Annotated in this window: 11 protein-coding genes and 1 pseudogene; 3 read left to right on the top strand and 9 right to left on the bottom strand. The window is 54.6% G+C overall.

The window, feature by feature from the left end:
• Nucleotides 1-406: 406 nt before the first annotated feature.
• Together KHO30_RS11380 and KHO30_RS11375 are read left to right on the top strand one after the other, a co-directional pair.
• On the top strand, nucleotides 407-1,726 hold the full coding sequence (locus tag KHO30_RS11380; RefSeq protein WP_211701088.1) for a hypothetical protein: 1,320 nt from the start codon (nucleotides 407-409) through the stop codon (nucleotides 1,724-1,726).
• A gap of 71 nt (nucleotides 1,727-1,797) precedes the next feature.
• Nucleotides 1,798-2,025, top strand: coding sequence for a hypothetical protein (locus KHO30_RS11375; protein WP_211701087.1), 228 nt, complete (start codon nucleotides 1,798-1,800; stop codon nucleotides 2,023-2,025).
• 267 nt (nucleotides 2,026-2,292) lie between these two features.
• Here the strand turns inward: KHO30_RS11375 and KHO30_RS11370 are convergent, their stop codons facing one another.
• From KHO30_RS11370 to KHO30_RS11360, 3 genes are read right to left on the bottom strand one after another with little or no spacing between them, the layout of a single operon-like run.
• Nucleotides 2,293-2,697: a hypothetical protein gene (locus tag KHO30_RS11370; RefSeq protein ID WP_342345961.1), complete on the bottom strand. Its 405-nt coding sequence runs from the start codon at nucleotides 2,695-2,697 to the stop codon at nucleotides 2,293-2,295.
• Nucleotides 2,690-3,382 (bottom strand): nucleotide-binding protein, encoded by a 693-nt coding sequence (locus KHO30_RS11365; protein ID WP_211701086.1) that lies wholly within the window; start codon nucleotides 3,380-3,382, stop codon nucleotides 2,690-2,692. Before KHO30_RS11365 ends, KHO30_RS11370 begins: the two co-directional genes overlap by 8 nt.
• A gap of 9 nt (nucleotides 3,383-3,391) precedes the next feature.
• On the bottom strand, nucleotides 3,392-3,856 hold the full coding sequence (locus KHO30_RS11360; protein WP_211701085.1) for a hypothetical protein: 465 nt from the start codon (nucleotides 3,854-3,856) through the stop codon (nucleotides 3,392-3,394).
• Between the two features lie 948 nt (nucleotides 3,857-4,804).
• Here KHO30_RS11360 and KHO30_RS11355 point away from each other — a divergent pair.
• Nucleotides 4,805-4,955: pseudogene (locus KHO30_RS11355) on the top strand (transposase zinc-binding domain-containing protein); the annotation flags it as partial.
• Nucleotides 4,956-5,516: 561 nt separating this feature from the next.
• Here KHO30_RS11355 and KHO30_RS11350 read toward each other — a convergent pair.
• From KHO30_RS11350 to KHO30_RS11325, 6 genes are all read right to left on the bottom strand, one after another.
• Nucleotides 5,517-6,440, bottom strand: coding sequence for a transporter substrate-binding domain-containing protein (locus KHO30_RS11350; RefSeq protein ID WP_211701084.1), 924 nt, complete (start codon nucleotides 6,438-6,440; stop codon nucleotides 5,517-5,519).
• 192 nt (nucleotides 6,441-6,632) lie between these two features.
• Entirely contained in the window at nucleotides 6,633-7,763 is a 1,131-nt protein-coding gene (locus KHO30_RS11345; protein WP_211701083.1) for an acyl-CoA dehydrogenase family protein, read from the bottom strand.
• A gap of 9 nt (nucleotides 7,764-7,772) precedes the next feature.
• The gene (locus tag KHO30_RS11340; protein ID WP_211701082.1) at nucleotides 7,773-8,978 is read right to left on the bottom strand and encodes an acyl-CoA dehydrogenase family protein; all 1,206 of its coding nucleotides are present in this window, start codon (nucleotides 8,976-8,978) and stop codon (nucleotides 7,773-7,775) included.
• Between the two features lie 878 nt (nucleotides 8,979-9,856).
• A complete protein-coding gene (locus KHO30_RS11335; protein ID WP_211701081.1) occupies nucleotides 9,857-11,029 on the bottom strand; it encodes a porin in 1,173 nt (390 codons plus the stop codon).
• Between the two features lie 760 nt (nucleotides 11,030-11,789).
• A complete protein-coding gene (locus KHO30_RS11330) occupies nucleotides 11,790-12,566 on the bottom strand; it encodes an enoyl-CoA hydratase/isomerase family protein (protein ID WP_211701080.1) in 777 nt (258 codons plus the stop codon).
• A 59-nt stretch (nucleotides 12,567-12,625) separates the two neighbouring features.
• Nucleotides 12,626-13,468 carry a transporter substrate-binding domain-containing protein gene (locus tag KHO30_RS11325; protein WP_211701079.1) on the bottom strand — a complete coding sequence of 281 codons (843 nt, stop codon included), beginning with the start codon at nucleotides 13,466-13,468 and terminating at the stop codon, nucleotides 12,626-12,628.
• Nucleotides 13,469-13,475 lie beyond the last annotated feature (7 nt).

Genomic DNA, 13,475 nt, shown 5'->3' with positions numbered 1-13,475 from the left:
GTTGCGCCGACGGTCCCCAGAAACGTTACCGTCGCAGCCGCGTGACCGCCGATTTCGCAGCGTGACCGGCCATGCCGGTCATCGGTCACGTTGCGCCGATATGACCGGTCACGCTCCTCCGGAATGACCGTCAGTTTGGTCCGAGATACCCAACAACTATGCCGAACGACATATGGCCGCGGATAGGCACCAAATCTAGACTTTACATCGTGGGCCTGGCGCGACAGGAAACGACACTTGCCTGGCGAGCAAAGGCACTTACCCCGCTTCGACTGCCGCGCTGATATCTCCGAATTATCGAAATGGATACCTGGCAAGGTTCGCGATCCATTCAGCGAAAGCCGTTTGGATAAAGTCGTTGTTCTCTCCGGCGAGAAGCACTCTCGTCGCAGCCGTGAGGTGCAAAATGGCAGACTATCCGACGCCGGAGCGCAATCGCGCAGCAAGCATGACGGCGGCGTCTCCTAAGGGGGGCGCGACATTACGCTTTCCAGCACCTATGTCTCCCCTATTGCTTCTCAAGCGTCTTCGCGAGGACGGATCTGCCGCGACGCTCAACCGACTCGGTACGTCCCAGCATGTAGCAGACTTACGGTTCATGTTCTCTGCGACACTCTATGTGATCGCGTTCGCAACCGTCTTCGCCATCGTCTTCGGTTATTGGCACGCCATCTCGGACGATTGGCAAAAGGAAATTTCAACAGCGCATTCTACGTGGCTTTGGGTGCGACTTTTCGGCGACTCCATTGTCGCCATTGCTCCATTTGTCGGCGCCGTCATTGCCCTCGGGTGTGGCATTGTGGGCTGGGCATATCAGTCGGGAAGCGCGCGATTGGGCATCGTAGATCTGTTCGCCTGTGAAATAGGCACAATATGTAGGGTCTGCGCGATTAGCGACCTAACCCGCCGATATGTCGAGGCTTTTAACGCCGATCTTGGTACGAATGGACCGCCCAATCCTGCGACTATCGATCGCGTCCGTCGTGCATTCAGTCATTACGCTGCGACAGAGAACTACACTCCCATATTCGAACACAACGCGGTCGATCTACGCGTCCTCGATGTCAAGGTAGTTACCAATGTAACGGCCTTTTACACCTACTTCAAAGCCATGAAGGACTCGTTGCGTAACCTGACCATGATCAATCCGCCCGCAGCGATCGGTGATGCCCGCGACCCGTGGCATGAAGCATTGAGGAACGTCATTTACATGCAATTTCTCACATTTGAGAGCGCACGAAAAGCAGTTCGGGATCTTATTGAGTTTGACCCGAATCAAGTTGAAAACACAATCAACATTCTCATAAACGAACTATATGCATATCAGTTCCTGATGCGTCAGTTCGCGGCCGAGCAAAAAAGTGCTGCGCCCGAAGACTTTCGACTTGCGCGCTTACGGTTACGTCGCGAATCGTATCGATGCATCGTTGGACATGCATATTGGCGCGCGCTCGACGGCAAGGAATTTTGGGCGCAGCGAGCGCAACGAGCGCGGGACACCATGTTCACGCCTGTGGCCAGGGTCGCCTCGTTCTACGGTGCCGAAACTGCCAGAAGTCTTCGTCACAAGGCCACCTTGGACATTGAGCTCGCGCGTCAATGGTGCAAGGCAGCCGAAACGGCGCACGAACTCGAATCCCGATACGCGCTGGTGTTCCCCGATGAGACGATCAAACGCCCCATAGACTTTCGATCGCTTTTTACTAGGAACGGCAATGCTGGGTAACCGAAGACCTGGTAGATTTCTGCCCGACATGGCTCTTCGCGTGATCTGAACTAGACGAACAGGAGGCATTTATGTTGGCAACGAAAGTTGGGATCGTCGACACGACGGGCACGGTGGATACTCAAACAATGGCCGCGGTTGCCGTGGTGCTTAATGTCCGGGTGACGCGAGACCTGCCGAAATGCTGGCCAGTCAATGCCTCGGTTTCATACCTGGTCGATCCGAAAAAATCCCGCAGGGAGTATAGCCTGCACAACTCGTCAGAACACTGCCACCCGACGAAGGCGGCTTCCATATGACGCACCATAACCAGCCGTATGCGAAGGTAATCGTCACACCCGGCAGTGACGAGTAGGCAGTCGATGCAAGTTACGAAACCATCGAAATTCTGAACGGTCCTAATGGCAACAGGCTACAAACCTCAAACTCGATAGAGATCGCGAACGGCAAAATCCAGGATGAGACGGGCCGCTTCGAATATCTGGCTGAGGCCTGTGACCCATGCGAAGCCAATCCCTACACCTACACGATTGCATGCGATCCCCACGACCCGGTTCGCCATCCGGTCAGCCAACACGGATCAATGCTTCATTGAGTTTCGCCAGCGCGGCCTGGTACCTCATTTCGTGTTCCCAAGTCATGTCTTCGGCCACCTGCATCGTTGCCTTGCAGCGCGCGAGCGCATCACGATGCTGGCGCATCAGGGCATCGGTCGCCGCCTCCGCTTCCCGGCGCACCGTGTCGAAACTGCCGTCACCCGCGCGCCGGATGCGGTCGGGCATTCCCTCGTAAAGCCGCGCATAGTATTCAAGCACAGCGATCATCGACCACAGCGCATCGTTGTCCCGGAGATTCAGCACGCCGGAAACCCGGCGCATACGCAGGAGACTGGCCTCGTCGGGTAATTCACCAGTGACGTCGAGAAACAGACGGCCGATTGCATCCGGTAGTCTCGTCTGCCGGTTACGCATCGGCCGCCATCCTGGCAAACATCGTGGTAAACAATGCGCGCCAGCGCAGCAATTCAGCACGCTCCCCGATATGCATCATTTCCGCTGCCTTGCGTATCGACAGGCGCTGGCTACGAAGTTCGTCGGCAACGCGATCCGCAAGATCAGGGAAATCCAGCGACTGACCCTGCGCCTCAATGGCCTTGCGCAGATTTGATTCCCGGTACAGGGCGAACTTTTCCGGTGCGCCGAAATATCCGTTGCGCACAACGTGTGTGACCGCATTCGGGAACGTCGCACCAAACCTGAGGAGCAGCTCCAGGCTATCGCGTTGCCGGTTGATGACCCACAGCACGACAAGACGCCGCGCCAGATCGTCCAGCGCACTGGCGAGCGTTCCGCCGTACTGCGTAACACCCGCCTGGCTCCGCGCCGCCGTGTTAACGATGACCGCAGAGCCCCGGTGCAGATCGCAAAAATTAACGAAATCGATCCAGCCACTTACGTCGTCCAGATCACAGGATGCGCATTCGATTTCGTCGTGAATGGCCTTCATGACATCGGGGTTGGAAGTATCCGTCTCGACCAGCACGACATTGACATCCAAGCGTCGCAGGTAGTCAACCAGGGCCAGCGTAACGAAGCTCTTGCCAACACCGCCCTTGCTGCCACCGACCATATAGATGGGGGGATTTTTCGTCGCCATCTCATACCCCTACAGATTTTCGGTATCCGGACTGATCGGAAATCCGAGGTAGCCCTGTACCTGCGTGAGCCCCGACCTGGTTACTCCCCCATCCCCTTTCTGTTGTGTTCCGGCACGTAGCGGCTTATCGCGTACCGCATTCTTCTGAGTAGGTTTCCTGCTCCTTGCCGGCCCTGCGGGGTGATCGCGTACTGCGTCCTTGCTTTCCCTGCGAATTCGCCCCTTTCCCTCGGCGCGGCGCATCGCATATCTCAGGGAATTGAGGTTCACGTCGATGCCTTCCTGCGCTGCCTGCTCTATCAATTCATTCAGCGTGTAGCCCTTCTCCCTCGCCGCTCCAATTTGCGTCCGAATAGATTTAACACCGTCTCCCACCTTGAGGTGCTGTTCATCTTTGCTCTTTTCAGGGAGCGCACCCAGTCTGCGTCCAAGTGCCTCCCATTGCCCTCGCGTGAAACTCCGAACAACCGGCATGATTCGCTCCGATGCAACACCTTCACACGCATCTTGCGTAGGCATTTACTCATCGTCAATACCAGTTCGGGCCGGTTACCGAGACTGGTGGAATACACCGGAATGCAGAGGAGCATAAAGGAACAGAAAATATTTTTCTGTCGCATCGAATTCCCCTCGATGCACATGGAATTCAACACGCTTTGCCACGCACGCGGACAGACGTTAACGACACAGAAAATCACGTATTCGTCGAGCAACATGCAGGTAGAGCGTGCGCACCCATCAGGCTACAGGCATGTGAATGTGATGTTCACTCCTCTTGGACCGCCTCTAGCATGCTAGCCTCCACGCATGCTCACCCGACTCGCACAAAAGCTCATTGGCATGCAACAGCGCGATGCACGCGAGTGCCACCTGATCTGCGTGGGATAATGTTTCAGATGCATTTTGCGTATCTCGCGCACTGACGGCCCCTTCCATGCCGTTACACCGAATGCACCCAGGACCAATTGGCCGCGCTCATGCGACTCGCATCTTTGTATCACCGTGTTGCACGCGCTACGCATGGCGATTACACGGGACTGACTTTTTGTCACACACGACTTGTACATCGCGTGCACAGGACTAACACTCGATCAAGAAACAAACATAAAAACGAGGGATGGCAGGATAGGCTACCGCCGGTTTTGGGCGCCATGTGCAACGCGCTTCCACTGGACAAACATGGTCGCGGTCTAGATGACCTTGCGCTTGTCAAGAAGCGCTCTTACGGCAATCGAAATCCAGTTGAATATTTCGGTGATTTGATCGATCAGATCAGCAACGCGAACATCGAAAACTGCACTCGTGCCGCCGAAATAGCTCGCCGCCTGCAATGGCGTCGCAAGGCTGAACGCAGCCTACTTCAACTAGTCGGCGACCATGTTGCGCCAAGGACCGCTTCCAAAGAATGGAGGGCATTCCATTACCTGCCTTAACCGCGATTTCCCGAAATGTCAGGCGAGCGCTGAGCGCCAGTGGCTCGATGTGCGCCAGTCCGTGCTGACCGTGGAGTACTACCACGTGGTCTTCACGTTACCCACCGCGAACAGCGACGATTGCCTATTGCAACAAGACAGTGAACATCCCTCAAGAAGAGGCGTCATTCGCGGATCCAGCGTTCTGCACTTGAGGCAAGACCCTAGTCCCTGCTGCCCTGCATAGGGAGGTCCCGCTAAGTTTTGCCGCGATAACCGGTGTTATCGCGGCCTCCATATCGGAGCCGAAACCGGACTTCCGATGTTGTCACAGATCCAAGTGTGGGAAGCTTCGTATCATAAAGCGCCGTTTGTGTAACTCAAGCGAGCAATGGTGATGCTCTTCATCGTCATTGACGGCAGACAAACGACATTGGGCAAGTCGCGGGCCGAACCATAGCGAAACGGGCGGGCACGGCACCGGGTCAGCCAGTCGCGATTCGTGCGCCCCCTAAACGGGCAGGACTGTCGCCCGCGCTGAGAGAACAGCAAGAGCCGAGCCATCCGTTCAACGCCTATGGCCTCAAAGTGTTCTTGCCGTAAACCGGCCTCAGCGACTACGCGGCGGAAGCTCTGCGTTCCGCTCCACCACTCGCCCTCGCACTCAAGAAAGCAATCTTTTCAACCCGCCCTATTCAGCGAAGTCAAAACGGCGCGAAAGTCTATCGTTTCAGCTCCACTGGCCGTGCGAAATTCGTGAGTTGATATTTATCGAGAAGTTGTTTCAACGCTCCTGATCGCTCCATCATCGTCATTCCCTCAAATACCACGCGCCTCATTTCCGGATTGTCCTTGCGCACAACGGGCCCGATTACGAGGTCAGTCAAAATTGTAAAGCCAACATCGAGATCGTCAGCATGCGCTGCTACCCGTCTCTTTGCGGATATTGATCCATCCATGCCGAAATCGATACGTCCATTCGCTACCTGTTGAACAGCACTCTCCTGATCGACGGCTGGGATATAAGTGATGGGCCGTCTTCCCGATTGAATACATTCGTCGCTTAACTTGAGAATTTCGGCGTTGCCAACGCCGCCGACTGTGGTCGCAGCCGTTGCTCCGCAAAGGGTTTGCGTGGAAGTCAGTTTCTTTGGATTGCCTTTGTGGACAATGACCGTCTGAGCGCTTCGCAAATACGCGATGAAATCTACCCTCCTGGCGCGTTCCGGCATGTAGTTCACGTTGCCTATCATGACGTCGGTCGAGCCTGACATAACGCTTTGTATTAGTGACGAAAACGGACCTTTAACAAACTGGTATTTCAACCCCGCACAACGCATGACGAACTGGATCATCTCGACCTCGATCCCGGTCATCTGGTTCAGATTTTCAGGATCCGAATACGCAAATGGCACGGTAGTTGTTGGAGTCGCAATCTGCACAATCCTCGATGAATATAGCGGATACTTTTGCCCGACTTTCTCCGGCTCACATTGCGCAAAAACATGCATCGATATGCCAGCTGCAATGCCTGCGACCAACAATCTTCGAACGCTGCACTTTTTCAGCATTGATATGAAGATCTTGCCTTTCAGCGTGATACCAAACGGAGTAAGAAAACACAGACAATTCGAGAAATTTCTCACGTTGATTCCCAGTAAGCCATACTTGCGTTACACCCAAAACTTGCAACGCCTGCCAAGTCAGCGCTAACTGAAAATTGCGCGGGCGCGAGACATCCAAGCTCCACGTGAGCCAGACCTCGGGAAGTACTACGCCGCTCGTTCTGGCACACCTGAATATCGCTGCATCGTCTGATCGCCCGTTGCCCGGGCCGGCTAGTTGGGCGAGGACGAACCCAACTGGGCCAAATACCAATCGGCGTCGCCGAAGAGCGATTCACAGACGGCTAGTCGTTTATAAAAATGTCCAATCGCTAACTCATCGGTCATCCCCATGCCTCCATGCAACTGGATGCTATTCGCTGCAACATAACGCGAGGCGTGCGCGGTCTGTACTTTAGCCATCCAGATCGCACGCCCGGCGTGGGGTGCATCATCGTCGAGCGCCTCCAACGCAGCATGAACAACGGCTCTGGCCTCTTCGCATGCCACGCTCATTTCAACAAGCCTGTGCTGTAAAACCTGGAACCGGGAAAGCGGTTGACCAAACTGTTCGCGAACTTTCAGATACTCAACTGTCGCATGTGTGGCTACCGACATCGCACCACATGCCTCCGCACACACAAAAATTGCGCCTCTGTCGATCAACTTCGCGACAATACTTCGGGCGTCATCGACGGCCCCAAGTTGAGCATTCACGTTAACTTGTACGCTCGAGAACTGCGTTGTGGCGCCCAGTCGTCCATCGAGACAAGTGGCTTGCACGCGTCTGACTCCAGTGGAATCGCCTGGAACCAGGAACAGAGCCATTGGCCCATCCTCCGAACCCATTCGAGTCGACACAATCAGCAAATCTGCGATATGGGCGCCTAGTGCAAAGCTTTTGGCGCCATCAATAATAAAGCCGCCGTCTACTTGTCTTGCGACCGTGCGAACATAGTCTCTCGCGTAACCTGCCTCCGGCTCCATATGGCAAAACGCCAAAATCATTCGTCCGGAAGCTATCTGCGGAAGAATCTCTCGACGCTGCTCCTCCGTTCCCGCGAGTTCGATGGATGCGGCTCCGATTGCGATCGTACCCAGCAGCGGCTCGCGAACCATATGCCGGCCGGCCGCGGCCATCAAAATGGCAAGTTCCGTTGCTCCCCCTCCGCTGCCACCAAACGACTCCGGAATCGCAATTCCAAGCCATCCAAGTTCCGCATAGGTGCGCCACGCATCAGCGTCATAGCCATGACCTTCAGCCTGCCCTATTGCCCTCCAATGTTCAAAGCTGTAGTTATCGACCAGATATCCTTGAATGCTATCGTCGAGAAGTTGCCGCTCCTCGCTGGTAAACCGTTGCATGTCGACTCCCTAAAGACCCAGAGCACCTTTGGCGATAATGTTCTTCTGAACTTCGTTTGAGCCGCTGTACACCGAAGCCGCACGACGATACAAATGCTCATAGATCAATGCCGCGCTTTCCTTTGGGCCAATAAGGTCCCCTTGCCAGTCTGCATATAATGCATCGACCTGATACGGTAGACCGTATCGTCCGAGAATGTCGATCCCTGTCTGAAGGATGCTTTGCTGAAGCTGTGTACCGCGTAACTTGAGCGCCGCCGCGCCCATCATCGGAGGAGAGCCGGTTCTGGCCGCCGCGAGTTGGTCGGCCATCAATGCTTTCACTGTTGCCAGACCCACTTCCAACTCAGCCATACGTCTTTGAAAAATGGGGTCTTCGGAAAGTGAACGACCGCCTTCCTTTGTCTCCAACAGAACTCGACGTATCTTCTCAAGATATGCTTCAAATTTTGAAATACTCACGCTATGAATTCGTTCGTTCGCAAGCAGGAATTTCGCATAGGTCCAACCCTTGTTCTCTTCGCCGACAAGGTTCCCGACAGGCACTCTGACATTCTCAAAAAAAACCTCATTCAAGTGATGTCCGAGAGTAATTCCCTTGATGGGTCGAATGGTAATACCCGGCGTCTTCATGTCGATAAGCAAAAAGGAAATTCCTTCCTGCTTTTTTACATCCGGATTGGTCCGAACTAGCGCGAACATCATGTCCGCCCAATGCGCATAGGAGGTCCATATCTTCTGGCCGTTTACGATGTAGTGGTCATTGACACGTACCGCACGCGTTTTGAGACTTGCGAGGTCGGAACCCGCGCCAGGCTCAGAATACCCCTGGCACCACCAGGTATTATTCCTGACAATGTCGCTCAAGTACTTAGCCTTCTGCTCCGGCGATCCAAAGGTGTATATCACCGGTCCAGCGAGTGCAAACCCAAACGTTATGAGAGGAGGTGCCCCGACTCGTCCGAGCTCTTCTTCAAAAGCAAGAAACTGTTCGGGTGTCCAGGCCAATCCCCCGTGCTCCTTTGGCCATCTCCCCGTCAACCATCCTTTTGCGCCGAGACGTTTCAGCCAGTCGTCATATTCGTGACGCTCCAGGTGTTGAGATCGCTGTTGCTTCCGCCATACGACCGGTGGAACTTGCTCCTTACAGAACTCACGGACTTCTTTACGAAAATCGTCGAGACCGGCGTTGCCTCGCACGGATCGGATAAACATCTGCTCTCCTGTTCAATCAACGAGGTAAGCGATCGAGATACCGAACGTTGCCGAACCTCAGTTGTATCCAAGAATGGCGATTGACGTCACATCGGGCCGGTCGTCGCAATGTGACCACAGGCCTGTGGCCGGACCAGTAAGCAAGGTCTGATAGAACGTTGCCTGTGGCTTGCCGGGTGTTACCTTTGTATGCACCACACGGAGTATTTTGACTAAGCTCAAATTCTCGGAAACGGCAGACATTTCGATACCTCATAAAGTAACGTAGAACATCGTCGCTCTCAGCGACAACACGCCTTCTTGACGCTGATATAGATCTAGGAAAGCTATATGCAAAACTGAAAGCAATCTCGACGCTCGGCGCAGCTTGCTATTCGTCTGCTTCGATGCGCAGCGCACTGCCACTGGTCGAGAAAACGGATGCAACCTGCTGTCAAATAGGATGCTCCACGCTTGAAATTCGTCACTAAAGATCAATCGTCAGGTCCAGTAAACTTTGAACTTGATTTCAGTGTACGCGTCCAAAACACGCGTATCCATGTACCGCACTAAACACGTCTTCACATATCGTAAAGCCGGCCTCGCTCCCTGCTTCGAAGAAATTCTGGCGAAAAAAACCCGCCGGTTAAGCGGGTGAAAGATCACTGCACAACATCCTGCAGTAACGTGGAGCCGTTTTCAAAACCACAAAAAATTGAATTGGCGTGGGCAATTTGGACCATCTTGGCATTAACCAGGTGAAGACTCTTCGCGCAGAACCCCTACCAAGGCGACTTCCGGCAAATTTTCCCGCGCAAAGTTAAATATGATGTATCAGTCCGCCTGCCCTTCGAACAGTCCGGGTGAATTGACAAGTTATTCACGGCCGGCGAGGCAATTTAAAACTTGTGACGAAGACTGAGGAGAACGAGTTCTTGCGTGCTCGTACCAGCGAATCCGAGGGACCCGATTGAAGCCTGTGCCGTTTGACGCACCAACTGACCGGCTGAGTTATAGACCGCCTGAGTACCGCTTGCGTGCTGGTATGCACCCAGCAAGTAAACGTCGGTACGCTTTGAGAAGATATAGTCCGCAGCCACACCGACCTGATGATATGTCGCTCCGGTATCCCCGGAGGCACGCTCATAGCTGTAACCCAGACCGAGCTGGATAACTGGATTCAGTGAATATTTGAAATAGCCACTTCCCACATCATAGCGTTGAGTGGTATGGAACAGTGAATACCCGTCATGTTTGTATTGTGCATTGCTGTAGGAGACCCCAATCTCGTAGGCCCCAGTTTGGTAACGAGCTGCGAGCCGCGCCATCGCAATCGCGCTAGCAGTCGTATATCCAGTATTGATAGGTCCATCGAAGAAGTTATCGAGCGACGCAGTCGATCCCCAGTTCGAAGCCGTCGACGCCGAACGACCTGCGCTCGGATTGGTTGCGTACAGATAACCTGCTGCAAATGCCAGCGGACCGTTTCCGTATGACATTGCGGCGCTCCAGGTCTGCCCTTGCCCTGCCGTACCGGCGTTGTTGCCGAACGCGTACAGGCCTTCGAAGCGGAGCCCTGCGTAACTTGGCGACACATACTTCACAGCGTTCGACACACGCCCGCTAAGGTCGTAGTTATCAACGTCACCTGGCGTACCCATGGACGACGCAAAGTACGCGTCCGCTGTCAGTCCGGAGACCATGTCGGTCAATGGCTCGTTCTGTCGACCGAGCTTTACGGTGCCCCAGGTGTTACTTGAAAGCCCTACAAATGCACCACGACCGAACTCCCGTCCACCTTGATTGAATTTACCAGTCCCCGAGTTAAAGCCGTTTTCGAGCGTGAATAGCGCCTTCAGACCATCGCCCAGGTCCTCTTCCCCGCGCACGCCCCAGCGATTTCCCTGAGTACTGGTTTTCATCTCGACCAGGCTATCGTGCTGACTTGCGTTGTTCATGTACAGGATGCCGGTATCGATCACACCGTATAGCGTCACACTGCTTTGTGCTAGTGCGCTTCCGGATGCGACTAACGTCGACGTAGCGAGTGCAATTGTTACTTTCTTGTTCATCGACAATCTCCAGACCAGAGTGAGGTTAGGTTTTTTTACTAAGATTTCTGATAGAAACGACATCACGAGCCGCTTCTCACAGCTCGCGGAAGCGGCTTACTTGTAGTACAACTAATCTTCTGTTCAATAAAATTTCAAGAAAATTTCCAGTCCTCGGCAAAAGAGGTCCTGTAACGCAAACTCGACCCAGCACCGCGACACCAAAGGGTCTAATGCTGTTTGCGCTTTCTCGCGTTCTTTGATCCGGCCGCGAAATCATGGGTGCAATTGCCTAACCGAGGGCAACCGGCACATCTGACCGACTCCTCTAGCGCGGCATTCCTCACTTTCGTCAAAACCTTAATTCAGTATACTGGTATCACTTTTTCACGCCAATTAGGGTTTGTCTAGTACCCAACGTAAACTTTCTTCCTCACGCCCGTCTCAAACGCCCGTATGGTTCTTGCACTAGGCCCGCCCGTGCGCCAAGGCGTGCGATGTCAACAGTGCAATCCACTGGCACCTTCAACTGCGTAGGAGACGACCGGCGAACTCCGTGGCGGAGCTTGCGTATCGGCCTGGGTCGTCTGCGCTCGGAGCGTAGTCGGTCATCAGCGGGGCGCGACGGCGCACGTTGATGTAGCGCGATGGAGTGGTCGATGCTGAGTGGCAAATCGCGACCGCAGATGCCCGACGCCCGCTCTAAATGGCTGACAGCGGCCTGCGAGATACCGGGACGTTCCGCGACGAGTGTCGTCATGGCGATACCATTTGCTTCCTCCTAACGGCCCCTGAATCGCGGGGGTCGCCGTTCGACGAACGCAGACTGTCCCTCGCGCACGTCTTCTGTAGATTGAAGCAACTGGCTAAAAAGTTGTTCCATTCGCAAGCCGTCGGCAAGTTCGAGATCTCGCGATCGCAACGCGAGTTCTTTGGTCGCCTGTACGGCGAGCGGCGCGTTTCTGGAAATTCGGTCGGCGTACTCGTAAGCGGTTGGCAGCAACTCCGACTGTGGGACGACCTTGTTGACGAGGCCCCAACGCAGAGCTTGATCGGCCGTTATCCGGTCGCCAGTCAGCAGCATCTCCATGGCAATAGCATGAGGCAACTGACGCATGATCCGCTGAGTCCCTCCATACCCTGCGATCAAGCCATGCTTCACTTCCGCCAATCCAAACTGGGCGTGCTCGGCAGCGACTCGCAAGTCCGTCGCGAGAAGCAACGTGCAACCTCCTCCAATGCAATATCCGTTAACCGCCGCGATGACAGGTTTCCAGATTTCCAGACCCCTGTTGAGTACGGGGTGTCCTTGTGCCAACCAGGGATCACTTTGGACGGGTTTCTTCGCAACCTCAGTCCTCAGATCCGCACCGGCGCAAAAGGATTTCTGGCCAGCGCCTGTCACAACCGCGCAACGAATCCGGTGGTCGTCGCGGACCTGTATCCAGGCGTCCGACAATGCACGATAGTGCGCGTCGTCCAATGCATTCAGCTTCTCGACCCGGTTGATCGTAATGGTGGCAACTCCGTTTCCCTCAATAGCAAAATCGATGGACATAGTCCGACTCCAGGAAGACATACCGTTGAAAACTACAGCGAGTCACTTCATCGCGGACGTTAGCGCTGAACTTCGACGGGGATCAACAGGTTTTCCGGGAGTCCATACTTCGTCAATAGCCTCAACAATGTCCCGTTCTTCTCTTCGGCCTTCAACCCGTCATAGACGATATCCAGCATCTCCTTGTTTCCCTTGGCAACGATGAAGCCGCCCTTAAGTCCCGTCGAGACCGAGTAGGCAAGCTGATAGTCTGGTTTAGTACGTAGACGTGCTGAGACGGAAGCCGCCTCGTCCATGGCAAAGTCGGTACGTCCATTGGCAACGAGTCTGTAGGCCGCATCCGCGTCTGCCGCGGGTTGAAAGACAATCAAGGGCTTCCCGTTTGCTACGCACGTCTGGTTGAGCTGTTCGATTTTATGTGCCGACGAACTACCCATTGTCGCCGTGCCTGAGGTTCCACAAAGGTCAGCATCCTTGGTAACACCTCGCGGGTTACCTTTCTGAACGACGACGCTTTGGGCGGCGAGCAGGTACAAGATAAAGTCGGCTCTTTGTGACCGGTCCTCACGATAATTCACGTCGCCGATCATCACGTCGGCGGATCCCGCAAACACGGCTGGCATGAGTCCGGCCCAAGCCCCCTCGATAAACTCGTAGCGCAGCCCTGCGCATCGCATGACTTCCTTAATCATGTCGACTTCAAGGCCAACCAGTTCATTCGGATTTCCTGCATCAACGAATGCAAATGGCGGCTGTGTCGGAGACGCTGCAATCTTGACGACCTTCTGGGCGTACAGGGGGTAACGTGAACCTGCAGCACCAGGGTCGCATGCTGCACTCGCCGGCACTACAAATGCGAACGCGAAAATGACGACAAAGAATGGAATGATCGAACGCAGCATCTCGAAC

Origin of the sequence: Paraburkholderia aspalathi (assembly GCF_905220735.1) — a bacterium.
Classification (GTDB): Bacteria; Pseudomonadota; Gammaproteobacteria; order Burkholderiales; family Burkholderiaceae; genus Paraburkholderia; species Paraburkholderia aspalathi.
Note: the sequence above shows the minus strand (reverse complement) of the source record. Positions and strands in the feature narration are given on the sequence as shown.

Coding starts and splice junctions, on each gene's coding strand:
- KHO30_RS11360 (WP_211701085.1), bottom strand. CDS start 3,856: ATGCCGGTTGTTCGGAGTTTCACGCGAGGGCAATGGGAGGCACTTGGA.
- KHO30_RS11345 (WP_211701083.1), bottom strand. CDS start 7,763: ATGCAACGGTTTACCAGCGAGGAGCGGCAACTTCTCGACGATAGCATT.
- KHO30_RS11380 (WP_211701088.1), top strand. CDS start 407: ATGGCAGACTATCCGACGCCGGAGCGCAATCGCGCAGCAAGCATGACG.
- KHO30_RS11370 (WP_342345961.1), bottom strand. CDS start 2,697: ATGCGTAACCGGCAGACGAGACTACCGGATGCAATCGGCCGTCTGTTT.
- KHO30_RS11325 (WP_211701079.1), bottom strand. CDS start 13,468: ATGCTGCGTTCGATCATTCCATTCTTTGTCGTCATTTTCGCGTTCGCA.
- KHO30_RS11340 (WP_211701082.1), bottom strand. CDS start 8,978: ATGTTTATCCGATCCGTGCGAGGCAACGCCGGTCTCGACGATTTTCGT.
- KHO30_RS11375 (WP_211701087.1), top strand. CDS start 1,798: ATGTTGGCAACGAAAGTTGGGATCGTCGACACGACGGGCACGGTGGAT.
- KHO30_RS11330 (WP_211701080.1), bottom strand. CDS start 12,566: ATGTCCATCGATTTTGCTATTGAGGGAAACGGAGTTGCCACCATTACG.
- KHO30_RS11365 (WP_211701086.1), bottom strand. CDS start 3,382: ATGGCGACGAAAAATCCCCCCATCTATATGGTCGGTGGCAGCAAGGGC.
- KHO30_RS11335 (WP_211701081.1), bottom strand. CDS start 11,029: ATGAACAAGAAAGTAACAATTGCACTCGCTACGTCGACGTTAGTCGCA.